The sequence below is a fragment of the Flavobacterium sp. genome (assembly GCF_043780635.1).
GTDB lineage: Bacteria > Bacteroidota > Bacteroidia > Flavobacteriales > Flavobacteriaceae > Flavobacterium.
The window spans coordinates 1-14,507 of the sequence record NZ_JAYWCK010000128.1 but is presented as its reverse complement, the minus strand read 5'-3'; the positions used below and the strand labels follow the sequence as shown (position 1 = coordinate 14,507).

Sequence of the window (14,507 nt, the reverse complement as noted above, 5' to 3'; positions counted from 1 at the left end):
TATTATTCTTCTGTATGTTTTTTATTCGCTTTAACTATTATTTTCCCACCAACAACAACCACAATTTCTCCTTTTGGTGGTTTGTTTTCAAAATGCGTCAGCACTTCTCGTACCGTTCCACGAACATTTTCTTCGTGCAGTTTTGATAGTTCTCTTGAAACGCAAATTTGGCGGTCTTCGCCAAAAAAGGTAATAAATTCGGCTAAAGTTTTGACTAATTTATGCGGTGAAACATACAAAATCATTGTGCGGGTTTCTTCGGCAAGTGCCAAATATCGGGTTTGTCTTCCTTTTTTGTCGGGCAAAAATCCTTCGAAAACGAATTTGTCATTTGGCAAACCGCTATTGACCAAAGCTGGTACAAAAGCCGTTGCGCCAGGCAAACATTCCACATCAATTTTGTTTTCGACGCAAGCGCGAGTGAGCAAAAAACCAGGATCGGAAATCGCTGGCGTTCCCGCATCAGAAATCAAGGCGATGGTTTCTCCAGCTTTCAAACGCGAAATTAAGTTCTCAATCGTTTTGTGTTCGTTGTGCATATGATGACTGTGCATATGCGTTCCAATTTCGAAATGTTTTAATAATTTTCCGCTAGTTCGCGTATCTTCGGCAAGAATCAAATCGACTTCTTTAAGAATCCGAATGGCCCGTAAAGTCATATCTTCGAGATTGCCTATTGGTGTAGGAACAATGTATAATTTACCCATTTAAGCGAATTTTTTCTCGATAATTTCGATGAAACGTTGCGCATAATCCTCTTTTCCTTCCCAACTATTGTAATCTGGCTTTACCATATCATCAATAAAGTTTTGAGCTTCCTCAAAATTGTCATAGGTAATAAGTTGGTTCAAAACGCGGTTATAATCTTCGTCGCTATTGCCAAAAAGGTGCTTTACAAACGCAATTCTATCATTTAAATCTATGTTTATTCCTTTTGAAAGTTTTTCGTTCAAGGAAACCGGTTTTGTCTCATTTTTTTCAGAAATAGACTCTTCCACTTGAAAATAATCTGATGCAGGTGTATCAAAAGTGATTGGAGTTTGAGCTTGTTCCCCTTGGTCTGCTTTTATAAAAAGAGTTTCTGAATAATCTCCTCCTAAAAAATCTTCAAAAGAAATTTGAATTGCCTCCGATTTTTTTGGTTCTTCAATTTCATTTTCTATATCTAATTCAAATGCTGGCAAGAAGCTAACTCCATTTGATTCTTCTAATTCTGTTGGTTCATCTATATTAATTTCTTCTTCTTGGAAATCTGTTTCTGCTACTTCCTCTGTCACTTCTGAAATTTCTTCTTCTTCGATTTCCTGTTCTAAAACAAGTTCGATTTCACCAACTATAATTACTTCATCAGCTGTTTCTTGATGAGTGATTTCTTCTAAAACAATTTCATCTTGAACTTTTATTGGCTTAATCTCGGATAAATTATGGTCTTCAAAAAATTGTTTCATTTTTTCGACAATTTCGGCTTGACCAATAGTAGGTTTTGGTTCTCCAAAATGTTCCTCAACAAAACGTAAAACCGAAAGTTTTTCATAAAGTTTCTGAGTTTCAATGTATAATTGATTGATATCAGATTTGTTTTTCATTTGCAACACTCTGTGTGCAATGCTCATTAAGTCGTCTTCCAATTTTTTTTTCATAACTTTTGAAATTATAGTGAGTAAGGTGTGTCTTTTTTAATAAATTTGTTTTCGTTACAAAGTAATAAAAACTAATCCTTTTTTAAGGCAGAAAAATACAAAATGTTTCTCGAAAATACAGTAAATCATAAAGAACAATTTGGCTGGATAGAAGTTATTTGCGGTTCAATGTTTTCGGGCAAAACCGAAGAACTCATTCGCAGATTAAAAAGAGCGCAATTTGCCAAACAGAAAGTTGAAATTTTCAAGCCTGCCATCGACACGCGTTATCACGACGAAATGGTAGTGTCTCACGATGCCAATGAAATTCGGTCCACACCTGTTCCAGCTGCGGCAAATATTGCCATTTTGGCTCAAGGTTGCGATGTAGTTGGTATAGATGAAGCACAGTTTTTTGATGACGAAATCGTGAAAATTTGCAATGATTTGGCCAACCAAGGCATCCGTGTTATTGTAGCTGGATTAGATATGGATTTTAAAGGAAATCCTTTTGGGCCAATGCCTGCCTTGATGGCAACTGCCGAATATGTTACCAAAGTGCACGCCGTTTGTACTCGCACAGGAAATCTGGCGAATTACAGTTTTAGAAAAACCGATAATGACAAACTCGTTATGCTAGGCGAAACTGAAGAATACGAACCTTTGAGTCGCGCCGCCTATTTTTATGCTATGAAGAAAGATGAAGAAAAATAAAACAAGAAACCCTTTCAAATGTTTTAATTTTGAAAGGGCTTTTAGTTGTCTTTAAATTTTTAATCTAAAAATCCATTGTAACATCATTTTCCAAAGGATTCCTAAGATAACGGGTATCATTAATCTATTACATTTGTATAGGTACCAACAATTTTATTTTTATCTTCTATTTTTGCTTTACCGACAAAGAGTTTTTTGCCTGTTAATAAATTACTCCAATTTAATGCGTAATTTTCTTTGTGTTCCAAATTTATTTCTAAAACCGCAATATAAGGTTTATCATCTTCTAACCAAGTTGTTAAATATTTACATTCAAAATTATTTTTGATGCCTTTACAATAATTAGAACATTCAACATCCCATCTTCCTCCCATACTATTATTTGTAAATTCTCCAATTAAGTTGCCATTATCTGTTTTTTTAAAATAAAACTCACCAAAGATTTTCATAATTTGTTTTGTTTAATAATATTTACTTTGACTGTTAAACCGAATGGTTATAATTAGTTATCCTGTTTGTTTTAGTTTACTACTTCTAATTTATTTTCTGTTAATCTGCATTTTAGTTTTATACTTTCTCCTTGAGCATAAAAACCATCATTTTCGTTTTTAAAAACAAAGTCAATAATTATGCGTCCCTCTTCTATCCCTTTTAAATAATAACTATACCCAAACTCGTTTTTTGGCGGATTTATTAATTCGCCACCAATTTGCGTAACAACATTGTCAACTATTAAATAGTTTTCTGGTATTTCAATGTTACCTCCAGCACCACCCCCAGAATTTAAAATCACAATTATAATTTCCGATATTCCATTATTATCTATATCTCCTTTAAAAACTTCAGGTTCATAATAATGACTTAACCAATTGCCGTCCAAATCACGAATCATTAATCCACCGTCCTCCTCTTTCATTGAGCCTACTTTAGTGCTGTCTCCACTTGGATTATCAATTTTTCTCCATTCTTTTTTTATATGCTCTTTCAGTAAATCAATATATTTGAGGCTTTCTATTGTGTCCATTTTTGTTTCACCAGCAGTTTGTTCTATTAATGGCATTTTCGTTTTATTATGTTTTTTTGTATAATAATAAAAAGAAAAAATCACAATGCAAATTGTTCCTAAAATAATGAATAACAAATATTTAGAAACAAAGCTTTCTTTGTTCTCCTCGAACTCTTCCTGATTTTTTTCGTAATCAGAATGAAAATCTTTTTTATTTTCATTTGTCTCTGGCGCATCTCTAATAACTTCGGTGGTGGTTTTTTCTTTACCTAAAAGTTCGTTTTTTTTAGCAATGAATTCAGCTTCTGTAATAACCCCGTTTTTGAGTAAATCGTACCAATCTTGTATTGTTTTGTAAATACTATTTTCCATAAAAAGCTATCCTAAAATTTTTGTTTTTTGTTGCTCGAATTCTTCTTGTGTGAGAATTCCATCGTCCAATAATTTCTTTATATCTTTTAGTTTTTCAATTTTATCCTGATGTGGTTCAATGTTTGAATTTTTATTTCCCGTTTCTACATAAGATAGATTTAAAACTTTCTCATTGATTGATTTCGATTGATTTATGCTTTGAGCATTAGAAAGTGTAGCTGTCCTTATCTCTTTTAACTCTTCATTTGTATTATATTGTGTAACCTGATTTCCTAAAGTAAATAAATCAATAAATGCCCCAAAACCAAAAACTCCGCCAGTAAAAAGCCACAACAATCCGGTTCCTATTTTTCCAAGGTAAAATCGATGAAATCCCAATACACCAAAAAAACTTAAAAACCATAACAGATAAGCAATTGAACTCGATTTAGTTGAACTCGAATTTCTACTTACAAAATAAGCAGTAATCCCTGCGAAGATGATTATCAATATAAAAATCTCTGAAATCCCTAATCTTCCCATAATAAATATTTTACAACGCCTACTCTTTCAAGAAACAGTTTTCGGCTTCCCTGTTAAATCATTTTTTGAATGATTTTCACTACAATGCAAATCAATGAAATAATTTTTGTAACTTATTTTCTATTGTGTTCTAATTTTTATATATTTGGTTCTAAATAAGAACTAAATCGAAAAATTATGAAAGCAAATATTGGAGATAAAATCAGAAAAGTGCGAGAATTAAAAGGTTTTACACAAGACTTTATGGCGGGAAAACTGGAAATGTCGCAACGGGCTTACAGCAAAATCGAAAACAACGACATCAAACTCGATTGGGGTCGGATAGAAGATATTTCTAAAATCCTTGATATAGAACCTTTTGATTTGGTTTCGTTTGATGATAATTTAGTTTTTAATAATTGTACTAATTCTGGGAAAGCTCATATAATGAATAATAACTTCCCTGACGAACTCAAGAAAAGCTACGATGACAGAGTAAATCATCTCGAAAAAGAAGTCTTATTTTTAAGAGGATTGTTAGCGAAAAGCTAATTTTATTTTTTGCACGGTTTTATTCTTCAATAAAATTCTAAAATAATTCCCATTCCATTTCTATTTTTTATAACTTTGATGTAAAATAAATTACAATGGATTTACAAACTAGAAAAATATCATTTGTTCAAGAATTTCTTTCTATTCAAAGCGAAGAGGTTGTTTCACGCTTGGAAAAGTATTTAAAAAAAGAAAAGAAAATTAACATCGATAAAGAGTTTAGCCCGTTGACAATGGAAGAGTTTGAAAGTAGAATTGACCAATCAATGGAAGATTCAAAAAACGGACGAGTTATTGAAGCAAACCAATTATTGGAAGAGATTAAAAAATGGAGCTGAAATTAAATTGGACTGAATATTCCAAAAATGAATTGCGTAAAATATTTCTATATTATAAAAGTAAATCCAATTTAAAAATCGCAAAAAATAAAGTAGAAGAAATTTCAAAACAAGTACTTATACTTGAAAAGTATCCATTTTTAGGACAAAAAGAAGAACTACTATCGGGTCGAAAACAAGAATTTCGCTATTTTTTGCATTCCAATCATAAAATAATTTATTATGTGGATTTAGAAATAAACCTAGTCGAAATTGTCGATATCTTCGACTGTCGTCAAGAACCTTTAAAAATTAAAAGAACAAAATAAGTGTTTGACAATTTTTAAATCTTATCCCAAATGAATTTATCTCAAAAAAATATTTCCCAAATTCTCAATGCCAAATTCATTGGCAAGACTTCAACTTCTTTTATTGACAATGTTTCTATCGATAGTCGCTCTTTGCAAAACAATAAAAACACTTTGTTTTTTGCACTAGTTGGACCCAATAATGATGCCCATATTTATATTTCATCATTAATAGAAAAAGGAGTGCATTACTTTGTTGTAGCCCATATTCCAGAAGGATTATCAGACAAAGCTGCTTTTTTTGTTGTCGAAAACACACTGGATTCCTTGCAAAAATTTGCAGCTCATCATCGAAGTCTTTATAAATTTCCAGTTATTGGTTTGACAGGAAGTAACGGGAAAACAATCGTCAAGGAATGGTTGAATTTTCTATTAAGTCCTGATTTCAACATCATCCGAAGTCCAAAAAGCTACAATTCACAAGTTGGTGTTCCATTGTCAGTGATTTCTATAAACGACAAACACAATCTGGGGATTTTTGAAGCAGGAATCTCGAAAATGAACGAGATGGAAAAACTGGAAGTCATCATCAAACCAACTATCGGAATTATTACGAATATTGGATCTGCACACGATGAAGGCTTCGAAGATTTGGAGAAAAAAATCAAAGAAAAGCTAAAACTTTTCAAAAACTCAAAACTTATAATTTATCAAAAAAACGAGGTCATTGACGCACTTATTGATCCAAAAATAAAATCATTTTCTTGGAGTTACAACGATCAAACTGCAGAGGTTTTTGTTGTAAAAAAGACAATCGAAGACAAAACTATTTTACAAATTCGGTATGCCAAATCTAATTTCGAAATAGAAATTCCTTTTAAGGATGATGCTTCGATTGAAAATGCCGTTACTTGTTTGATGGTATTATTGAGTTTTAAATATGGCAAAACAACTATTCAAAACCGAATGCAATGGCTATATCCTGTTGAAATGCGCTTGAAAGTCAAAAACGGAATCAACAAAACCACACTTATTGATGATAGTTATAGTTCCGATTTTCAGTCTTTGAAGATTGCCTTGGATTTTCTGGAAAGTCAAAAACAATACAAAAACAAAACGGTAATCCTTTCGGATATTTTTCAAAGCGGTTTATCAAATGAAAAGTTGTATTCTAAAGTTTCACAGCTGATTACTTCCAATAAAATCAAACGCGTTATAGGTATTGGCGAAACCATTTCGGCATTTAAACATAAGTTTGCCAACTGTGTGACTTTTAAAAATACTGCCGACTTTTTTTTAAATTTCAACTATTTGAATTTTAATAACGAAACCATTTTGATAAAAGGGGCGAGACATTTTCAATTTGAAGAAATAGTTGCTGCATTAGAAGAGAAAACACACGAAACTGTTCTGGAAATAAACCTCAACGCCATTAGTCACAATCTGAGTTTCTATAAATCAAAACTAAAACCAACCACTAAAATGATGGTAATGGTAAAAGCTTTTGGTTATGGAAGCGGTGGATTCGAAATCGCTAAATTACTAGAACATCACAAAGTGGATTATTTGGGCGTAGCTTTTGCCGATGAAGGAATTTCATTAAAAAATGCCGGAATTAAGTTGCCAATAATGGTTTTAAATCCAGAAACCACCAGTTTTTCAGCCATAATCCAGCATCAATTAGAACCCGAAATTTATGGCTTAAAAGGATTAAATGCTTTTCTAAAAATTGCCGAACAGAGAAAACTCAAACACTTCCCTATTCACATCAAACTCGACACAGGAATGCACCGTTTGGGTTTTGAAGAAGAAAATCTGGCCAAATTAATTGCGATTTTAAAAGGAAACAAATTTGTGATTGTAAAAAGTATTCTGTCGCATATGGCCACGAGCGATGATTTAGAACACCAAGATTTTGCACATTTACAAATTAATTTATTCGAAAAATTGTCGGCAAAATTGATAACTGAATTGCAAATAAAACCTATTCGTCACATATTGAATACTTCGGGGATTAGTAATTTTCCGGAAGCACAATATGATATGGTTCGTCTTGGAATAGGTCTTTATGGAGTTTCCAATGATGTTGAAGAACAAAAATATTTGGAAAATGTAGGGACCTTGAAATCTATTATTTCTCAAATAAGAACCATTCAAACTGGCGAAAGTGTGGGTTATGGAAGGAGATTTATTGCTGATAAACCAACAAAAATCGCAACAATCCCCATTGGTTATGCTGACGGAATTTCTAGACATTGGGGAAACAGCGTTGGTTTTGTGACAATAAACAACCAAAAAGCTTCAATCGTTGGAAGCGTTTGTATGGATATGTTGATGGTGGATAGTACTGAAATCAATTGTAAAGAAGGTGATTCCGTGATTATTTTCGGCGAAAGCCCGACGGTTACTTTTATGGCCAATCAATTGAAAACCATTCCTTATGAAATTCTCACCAGCATTTCTCAAAGGGTAAAACGTGTTTTTTATCGGGAGTAAATATTTTTCAAATAAAATAATTATATTCGTATTAAATTTTAATTTAAAAACATATAAATATGGGATTCGTAAGTGATTTTAAGTCCTTTTTGATGAAAGGGGAAATTGTGAATTTGGCGACAGCCGTAATCGTTGGAGGTGCATTTGGAAAAATTGTAACGTCTTTCACAAATGATGTCTTGATGCCACCAATTGGATTATTATTAGGAAAAGTAGACTTCAAAAACTTGAAAGTTGTTCTACAAGACGGCATTCCAGCTATAATGGAAAATGGTGCTGAAAAAACTCCCGCAGTTGCAGAAGTTGCCTTAAATTATGGCGCTTTCATTCAAACTGTTTTTGATTTTGTAATTATTGGTTTTTGTATTTTTATGGTTTTAAAAGCCTATGAAAAAACAAAAAAGAAAGAAGAAACTGCTCCTGCTGCACCGGCTGATCCAACTCAAGAAGAATTGCTTACACAAATCAGGGATTTGTTGAAAAAATAAATTTCCGCTACATTATATATTCTAACTAAACCACGCTCAACAGCGTGGTTTTTTTATTTGTTACAAATATAACATTTTGTTATTTTTTGTGAATCTACTTGTTTTAAATAGCATATTGCTTACTTTTGTACTTCGAAATTAATATTAAAAATAAAAAATATACAATATGAAACTTGCAGTTGTAGGAGCCACTGGAATGGTTGGCGAAATAATGTTAAAAGTATTGGAAGAAAGAAATTTTCCGTTCACAGAATTAATTCTTGTAGCCTCTGAAAAATCAGTTGGAAAAGTAATCGAATTCAAGGGACAGAAACATACCGTTGTTGGATTACAAACAGCAGTGGATATGAAACCTGAAATTGCCGTTTTCTCGGCAGGAGGACAAACTTCATTGGATTGGGCACCAAAATTTGCAACAGCAGGAACAACCGTAATCGACAACTCATCGGCTTGGAGAATGGATCCAACAAAAAAATTAATCGTACCAGAAATTAATGCGAACGAATTGACAAAAGAAGATAAAATTATAGCAAATCCTAACTGTTCCACTATTCAAATGGTTTTGGCTTTAGCACCATTGCACAAAAAATATAATATCAAACGCGTGGTAGTTTCCACTTACCAATCCATTACCGGTACTGGCGTAAAAGCAGTACAACAATTCGAAAATGAATGTGCAGGAATTGAAGGTGATATGGTTTATAAATACAAAATCAACAGAAACTGTATTCCACAATGCGATAGTTTTGAAGCTAATGGATATACAAAAGAGGAAATGAAATTGGTTAAAGAAACCAAAAAAATATTAAGCGATGACTCTATCAAAGTTACAGCTACAGCGGTTCGTGTTCCCGTTGTTGGTGGGCACAGTGAAGCCGTGAATGTGGAATTTACCAATGATTTTGATGTAAACGAAGTAAGAACTATTTTAAGTCAAACCGATGGTGTTGTGGTTCAAGACAATTTGGATACTTTTACCTATCCAATGCCAAGATATGCCGAAGGTAAAAACGATGTTTTTGTGGGTAGAATTCGCCGTGACGAAAGCCAAGCAAACACATTAAATATGTGGATTGTAGCTGACAACTTGAGAAAAGGCGCTGCAACAAACACGATTCAAATTGCAGAATATTTGGTGGCGCATAATTTGGTGTAAAACCAGTTTTTAATAATTCAATAATCCGATTGACTTTAAATAATGTTAAAGTAAGTCGGATTTTTCTTTGGTATTCCTATATTTGCACGAATGAAAAAGAAGTTTGGCATATTAAATTCTTTCTTGATGTTTGCGGTATTGTTCGCAATACTGTTTCAATATGTGCATAGTTATGAGCATTTTGCAAAACAATTTTCTGAAAAAAAATGCTACCACAAGTATAATTCCAGCAAAGAAATCACGCATCAACACCATAATTATGATCGATGTTTTGTATGTGATTTCACGGTAAGCAATTTCATTTCTTCGGATATTGCTCATTTTGAATTCAAAAAAACAACTATTCCTTCTAAATATTCTTTTTTCAAATCCAAGGAAATTGCCCAATACTTTAAAGGAAGCCTTTTTGCGCTTCGTGCTCCTCCATTTTTTATTGTTTAAATAAATTTGCCGCTAAGGCACAAAAACACAAAGCTTTTTGTGTTTATTATTCAACAATAAAATTATTTCAAATGAAAAAAACCATAATCACCCTATTTATAGGGTTTTCAGCTATACTTAACGCCCAAAACACTATTTCTGGAATAGTAACAGATATAAAAAATCAACCTCTAATTGGAGTATCGATTTATGCTCCAGAATTACACAAAGGAACTTCGACAGACGAAAACGGAAATTATTTATTGTCAAATCTTCCCAACGGAAAAATAAAATTGACATTTGCATACATAGGATTTACAACTCAGAATAAAACTATTAATCTTCAACAAAAAGAAACCCTTTTAAGCATTATACTTGACGAGGCTACTTTTCAAATGGATGAAATAATCGTTTCCACTGCTTTCAATAAAATACAATCACAAAACGTAATGAAAGTAGAACATTCGACCATCAAAGAATTACAAAAAAAAGGAACCTCCACCTTAATCGAAGGATTGGCGACAATTCCGGGAGTTTCTCAACTATCAACAGGAACTTCGATAGGAAAACCTGTTATTCGAGGACTGAGTGGGAATCGGGTTTTGGTTTATTCACAAGGGGTTCGAATCGAAAATCAGCAGTTTGGCGATGAGCACGGTTTGGGTTTAAATGATGCCGGTGTCGAAAGTGTCGAAGTGATAAAAGGCCCGGCTTCCTTGCTTTATGGTTCGGATGCTTTGGGTGGTGTTTTATATTTTAATCCAGAAAAATTTGCTGATTCTGGTACTTTTAAAACTGATTTCAGTCAAAAAATATTCTCTAATACATTAGGAAGTAATTCTTCCTTGGGAATTAAAACTTCTACAGATAATTGGAAATTCCTTGCTCGAGGAAGCTATAACACCCATTCTGATTATAAAATTGCTGATGGAAATCGAGTGACTAACACACGCTATAATGAAACTGATTTCAAAACTGGAATTGGATACAATAATTCAAAATTTTCAAGTGTTTTGCGATATAATTTCAATAAATTAGATTTAGGAATTCCAGAAAATGGTGTTGCGGAACAAAACTCAAGTAAAAAAACAACGTTTCCAAGCCAAAATATTGAAAATAATCTATTGAGTTTAAACAATATATTTTTCTTCAAAAACTCAAAACTAGATGTCGATCTCGGTTATATAGGAAATGATCGAAGCGAATTAGAAGAAGGTAATATTGCTGTTTTGCATATGAAATTGAAGACATATAATTATAATGTAAAATACCATTTGCCAAAAATCGGTAAAATAGAATCAATTATAGGAGTTCAAGGAATGAGCCAAGTCAATAAAAATTCAGGTATTGACTATTTAATTCCTGATGCTACAACAAATGACTTTGGTATTTTTGGAACTGGAAATTATGAGTGGAAAACAAACGTAATTCAAGCTGGGATACGATTTGACAATAGAAAAATAGCAACAACAGCATACGGAATTGCTGGAAACGAAGGTTCATTCGAAGCTCTAAATAAAAACTTCGACAGTTTTAATTCGTCGTTAGGATACAAAACTAGTATAGCCAAAGATTTCATTTTAAGGGCAAACTTGGCTTCTGGTTTTCGTGCGCCTAATTTAGCCGAATTAACTTCAAATGGTGTTCACGAAGGAACGAATCGTTATGAAGTGGGAAATCCCAATTTGAAAACGGAACAAAATGTGCAAACCGACTTAAATTTAGAATACAAAAGCAGCCATTTCGAGTTTTTTGCTAACGGGTTTTACAACCACATCAATAATTATATTTACACTTCTCCAACTGGGGAAGTGATAGACAACTATGCTGTTTTTAAATATATTCAGAATGATGCATACCTTTATGGTGGCGAAATTGGATTGCATTTTCACCCACATCCCTTAGATTGGCTGCATTATGAAACCAGTTTTGAAACCGTTACAGGCAAAAAACAAGATGGCGATTTCCTACCTCTTATTCCTGCAAATAATTGGAATAACACCATTCGATCTGAATTTAATATTAAAAACTTGCTAGAAGATGGATTTGCTTCTTTGAATGTTTCCTCAACTTTCAATCAAAATAATGTGAGTGGTTTTGAAACAAAATCAAATGGCTACACTATAGTAAATCTTGGTTTTGGAGGAAAAATAAAATTAGGCAAAACAGCTTTTGACATTAATTTGAATGCTAATAATTTGTTCGATAAAAAGTACATTTCTCATCTATCTCGCCTGAAAACTGATGGGATTCCAAACATTGGAAGAAACATTGTTTTAGGATTGAATTTTAATATTTAATCTTACCAATATGTCGCATCACGCGAACAATTTTAGATTTTCTATTATTAATATAAGAGGAGGAACTTGTGGCGGAATATTTTCTTGGATTGGGCAAAATTGCTGCAATTCCGGCAGCTTGCTGCGGTGTAAGACGTGAAGCATCTTTCCTATACCAATGTTGAGTTGCGGCTTGAGCTCCATATATTCCATTACCCATTTCTATACTGTTTAAATAGACTTCCATAATTCGTTCTTTGCCCCAAATTAATTCTATTAAAACTGTGAAATAAGCCTCTAATCCTTTTCGTAAATAACTTCTTCCTTGCCAAAGGAATACATTTTTAGCCGTTTGTTGTGATATGGTACTTCCTCCTTTTATTCTTCGACCCCTTTCATTGCTTTTATACGCTTTTTGCATTGCCCTAAAATCGAAACCATTGTGAACAAGAAAAGTTCCGTCTTCACTGGCAATAACAGCTTTTTGTAAATTAACCGAGATGTTTTCTATAGGTTCCCAATCATGGCTAAAATAATTTTCTTTCCCTGCTGATTTATTTTCTATAACACGAATAACCATCAAAGGAGTAAATGACACTGGTACAAACTTGAAAAGCACAACGAAAAATATTGAGATTCCAAGAAACCATAAGAAGACTTTAAATAAGAAAGATGTTACTTTACTCATAAAACTTCCAGATTGTTTTTTTGATGAAGGTTTCGGTTTTTTTGATGTTATTTTTGTAGCCATTACATTAGATGTGGTAATTTTTATAAAAATAATATTTTTTGTCACATCTATGGTTGTTTGAAATCATTATTTTTATGATATTTACAGAAGTAATAAAATTCTTTATAATAAATTACGCTTTTATTTTCTTACAAAAACAACAAAAAACATCTTTTTATCGCATATAATTGCTCTTTGTCGATTTTTTTTTATTGTTTTATAAAATATTTATTATAGATTTGAAAACCTAAATCAAAATTATTATGAAAAGAATTACTTATTTAACGTTGTTTTTGGTGTTTTTTACGACCGCTTTATTTGCGCAAAAAAGCACATCACTCGAAAGAGCGAATAAATATTTAGCTGAAAAGGGCGAGGTAATATTTACCTTTAAAGCTACTAGTCAAAATCAATTTTTTGAATTGAATGAGATTCTTTCAGTAAGTCACAGACGAGTTGACCAAAAAAATTTAGAAGTTGAAGCTTATGCAAATAAATCTCAATTTGAAAAGTTTCTTACTTACAGATTGCCTTTCCAAGTTACTGCTGCTGACAACGAAATTGCGCAGGAAATTAGACCTAAAAAGAATGGCAAAATTGCTTCAACCTGGGACACTGCTTGGGATTCTTATCCTCAATATTCTGAATATGTAGCCAAAATGAACTATTGGGCAAATACGTATCCTAATTTATGCACTTTACAAAGCATTGGAACAACCCCAAACGGAAGAACTTTATATGTTCTTAAAATTTCTGATAATGCTTCATCTGATGAAACAGAACCTGAATTTTTATATACCTCATCTATGCACGGTGACGAAATTACGGGTTATCCAACAATGTTGCACCTTATAGATTACCTTTTGACAAATTATGGCTCACTATCTGAAGTTACAAATCTTGTAAACGGAACTGAATTATACATTTGCCCATTGGCAAACCCTGACGGGTCATACAAAACTGCAGGAAATGATATTCTGAATTCTACAGGTAATACTGCCACAAGGGCTAACGCTAACGGCGTAGATCTAAATAGAAATTATCCAGATCCAATTGGAGGAATACATCCTGATGGGTTAGCCTATCAACCTGAAACTTTAGCATTTTTAAATTTTGAACAAACTCGAAATTTTGTATTGGCTGCCAACTATCATGGTGGTGCCGAAGTGGTAAATTTTCCTTGGGATACATCTACTGCCGCAACAGGTTCTTCTGCAGTAAGCATTCACCCTCATGATAGTTATTTTAGATATGTTTCCCAAGAATATGCACAATTGGCACAAACCGCTGATGGCGATTTGAATTATATGGACGATGTATATGGAACGGGACAATTTCCAGGAACAACAAATGGTGCTATATGGTATACTGTAAAAGGCGGAAGACAAGATAATAACAACTTTTACAACCATAATAAAGAAGTAACAATTGAAATTTCGGCAACTAAATTTCCATTAGCCTCTACTTTACTATTTTACTGGGATAGAAACAAACAAGCTCTTTTGAATTATATAAAACAAGCAAGTTATGGCCTGCAAGGTGTCGTGAC

The 14,507-nt window shown here is 32.8% G+C and carries 16 protein-coding genes; 10 read left to right on the top strand and 6 right to left on the bottom strand.

Translation table 11 applies throughout. The features are described 5' to 3' along the window. Positions 1-2: 2 nt before the first annotated feature. Entirely contained in the window at positions 3-707 is a 705-nt protein-coding gene (gene rsmI, locus ACH2BV_RS11715) for a 16S rRNA (cytidine(1402)-2'-O)-methyltransferase (RefSeq protein WP_395050917.1), read from the bottom strand. Continuing rightward, on the bottom strand, positions 708-1,640 hold the full coding sequence (locus tag ACH2BV_RS11710; RefSeq protein WP_395050916.1) for a hypothetical protein: 933 nt from the start codon (positions 1,638-1,640) through the stop codon (positions 708-710). Between the two features lie 102 nt (positions 1,641-1,742). On the opposite strand from ACH2BV_RS11710, the gene ACH2BV_RS11705 reads away from it, so the two are divergent. Next, positions 1,743-2,333: a thymidine kinase gene (locus ACH2BV_RS11705; protein ID WP_194310733.1), complete on the top strand. Its 591-nt coding sequence runs from the start codon at positions 1,743-1,745 to the stop codon at positions 2,331-2,333. Positions 2,334-2,452: 119 nt separating this feature from the next. On the opposite strand, the gene ACH2BV_RS11700 is transcribed toward ACH2BV_RS11705, so the two are convergent. The 3 genes from ACH2BV_RS11700 to ACH2BV_RS11690 all read right to left on the bottom strand — a co-directional run bounded on the left by ACH2BV_RS11700 (position 2,453) and on the right by ACH2BV_RS11690 (position 4,233). Next, complete coding sequence (locus ACH2BV_RS11700) at positions 2,453-2,782, bottom strand: hypothetical protein (RefSeq protein ID WP_395050915.1); 330 nt, start codon at positions 2,780-2,782, stop codon at positions 2,453-2,455. Between the two features lie 71 nt (positions 2,783-2,853). After that, a complete protein-coding gene (locus tag ACH2BV_RS11695) occupies positions 2,854-3,711 on the bottom strand; it encodes a hypothetical protein (RefSeq protein ID WP_395050914.1) in 858 nt (285 codons plus the stop codon). A 6-nt stretch (positions 3,712-3,717) separates the two neighbouring features. Then, entirely contained in the window at positions 3,718-4,233 is a 516-nt protein-coding gene (locus ACH2BV_RS11690; protein WP_395050913.1) for an NINE protein, read from the bottom strand. Positions 4,234-4,410: 177 nt separating this feature from the next. On the opposite strand from ACH2BV_RS11690, the gene ACH2BV_RS11685 reads away from it, so the two are divergent. The 8 genes from ACH2BV_RS11685 (at position 4,411) to ACH2BV_RS11650 (ending at position 12,249) form a co-directional block, all read left to right on the top strand. Next, a complete protein-coding gene (locus ACH2BV_RS11685) occupies positions 4,411-4,764 on the top strand; it encodes a helix-turn-helix domain-containing protein (protein ID WP_395050912.1) in 354 nt (117 codons plus the stop codon). 95 nt (positions 4,765-4,859) lie between these two features. Next, on the top strand, positions 4,860-5,102 hold the full coding sequence (locus ACH2BV_RS11680; protein WP_395050911.1) for a hypothetical protein: 243 nt from the start codon (positions 4,860-4,862) through the stop codon (positions 5,100-5,102). Further along, positions 5,093-5,410 (top strand): type II toxin-antitoxin system RelE/ParE family toxin, encoded by a 318-nt coding sequence (locus ACH2BV_RS11675; RefSeq protein WP_395050910.1) that lies wholly within the window; start codon positions 5,093-5,095, stop codon positions 5,408-5,410. The genes ACH2BV_RS11680 and ACH2BV_RS11675 overlap by 10 nt, the downstream gene beginning before the upstream one ends. Positions 5,411-5,440: 30 nt before the next feature. Continuing rightward, a complete protein-coding gene (locus ACH2BV_RS11670; protein ID WP_395050909.1) occupies positions 5,441-7,885 on the top strand; it encodes a bifunctional UDP-N-acetylmuramoyl-tripeptide:D-alanyl-D-alanine ligase/alanine racemase in 2,445 nt (814 codons plus the stop codon). A 59-nt stretch (positions 7,886-7,944) separates the two neighbouring features. Continuing rightward, entirely contained in the window at positions 7,945-8,373 is a 429-nt protein-coding gene (gene mscL, locus ACH2BV_RS11665) for a large-conductance mechanosensitive channel protein MscL (RefSeq protein WP_395050908.1), read from the top strand. A gap of 166 nt (positions 8,374-8,539) precedes the next feature. Continuing rightward, positions 8,540-9,529: an aspartate-semialdehyde dehydrogenase gene (locus ACH2BV_RS11660; protein ID WP_395050907.1), complete on the top strand. Its 990-nt coding sequence runs from the start codon at positions 8,540-8,542 to the stop codon at positions 9,527-9,529. A gap of 90 nt (positions 9,530-9,619) precedes the next feature. Then, the gene (locus tag ACH2BV_RS11655; RefSeq protein ID WP_395050906.1) at positions 9,620-9,970 is read left to right on the top strand and encodes a hypothetical protein; all 351 of its coding nucleotides are present in this window, start codon (positions 9,620-9,622) and stop codon (positions 9,968-9,970) included. Positions 9,971-10,041: 71 nt separating this feature from the next. Next, a complete protein-coding gene (locus tag ACH2BV_RS11650) occupies positions 10,042-12,249 on the top strand; it encodes a TonB-dependent receptor domain-containing protein (protein ID WP_395050905.1) in 2,208 nt (735 codons plus the stop codon). Here ACH2BV_RS11650 and mtgA read toward each other — a convergent pair. After that, entirely contained in the window at positions 12,239-12,979 is a 741-nt protein-coding gene (gene mtgA, locus ACH2BV_RS11645) for a monofunctional biosynthetic peptidoglycan transglycosylase (protein WP_395050904.1), read from the bottom strand. The two genes, ACH2BV_RS11650 and mtgA, sit on opposite strands and share 11 nt — an antisense overlap. A gap of 242 nt (positions 12,980-13,221) precedes the next feature. Between mtgA and ACH2BV_RS11640 the strand changes: the two genes are divergently transcribed. After that, on the top strand, positions 13,222-14,507 hold a 1,286-nt coding region (locus ACH2BV_RS11640; RefSeq protein ID WP_395050903.1), incomplete at its 3' end, for a M14 family zinc carboxypeptidase.

What these genes read in the sequence shown, in the direction of transcription:
- rsmI (WP_395050917.1), bottom strand. Translation starts at nt 707, where the DNA reads ATGGGTAAATTATACATTGTTCCTACACCAATAGGCAATCTCGAAGAT.
- ACH2BV_RS11710 (WP_395050916.1), bottom strand. Translation starts at nt 1,640, where the DNA reads ATGAAAAAAAAATTGGAAGACGACTTAATGAGCATTGCACACAGAGTG.
- ACH2BV_RS11705 (WP_194310733.1), top strand. Translation starts at nt 1,743, where the DNA reads ATGTTTCTCGAAAATACAGTAAATCATAAAGAACAATTTGGCTGGATA.
- ACH2BV_RS11700 (WP_395050915.1), bottom strand. Translation starts at nt 2,782, where the DNA reads ATGAAAATCTTTGGTGAGTTTTATTTTAAAAAAACAGATAATGGCAAC.
- ACH2BV_RS11695 (WP_395050914.1), bottom strand. Translation starts at nt 3,711, where the DNA reads ATGGAAAATAGTATTTACAAAACAATACAAGATTGGTACGATTTACTC.
- ACH2BV_RS11690 (WP_395050913.1), bottom strand. Translation starts at nt 4,233, where the DNA reads ATGGGAAGATTAGGGATTTCAGAGATTTTTATATTGATAATCATCTTC.
- ACH2BV_RS11685 (WP_395050912.1), top strand. Translation starts at nt 4,411, where the DNA reads ATGAAAGCAAATATTGGAGATAAAATCAGAAAAGTGCGAGAATTAAAA.
- ACH2BV_RS11680 (WP_395050911.1), top strand. Translation starts at nt 4,860, where the DNA reads ATGGATTTACAAACTAGAAAAATATCATTTGTTCAAGAATTTCTTTCT.
- ACH2BV_RS11675 (WP_395050910.1), top strand. Translation starts at nt 5,093, where the DNA reads ATGGAGCTGAAATTAAATTGGACTGAATATTCCAAAAATGAATTGCGT.
- ACH2BV_RS11670 (WP_395050909.1), top strand. Translation starts at nt 5,441, where the DNA reads ATGAATTTATCTCAAAAAAATATTTCCCAAATTCTCAATGCCAAATTC.
- mscL (WP_395050908.1), top strand. Translation starts at nt 7,945, where the DNA reads ATGGGATTCGTAAGTGATTTTAAGTCCTTTTTGATGAAAGGGGAAATT.
- ACH2BV_RS11660 (WP_395050907.1), top strand. Translation starts at nt 8,540, where the DNA reads ATGAAACTTGCAGTTGTAGGAGCCACTGGAATGGTTGGCGAAATAATG.
- ACH2BV_RS11655 (WP_395050906.1), top strand. Translation starts at nt 9,620, where the DNA reads ATGAAAAAGAAGTTTGGCATATTAAATTCTTTCTTGATGTTTGCGGTA.
- ACH2BV_RS11650 (WP_395050905.1), top strand. Translation starts at nt 10,042, where the DNA reads ATGAAAAAAACCATAATCACCCTATTTATAGGGTTTTCAGCTATACTT.
- mtgA (WP_395050904.1), bottom strand. Translation starts at nt 12,979, where the DNA reads ATGGCTACAAAAATAACATCAAAAAAACCGAAACCTTCATCAAAAAAA.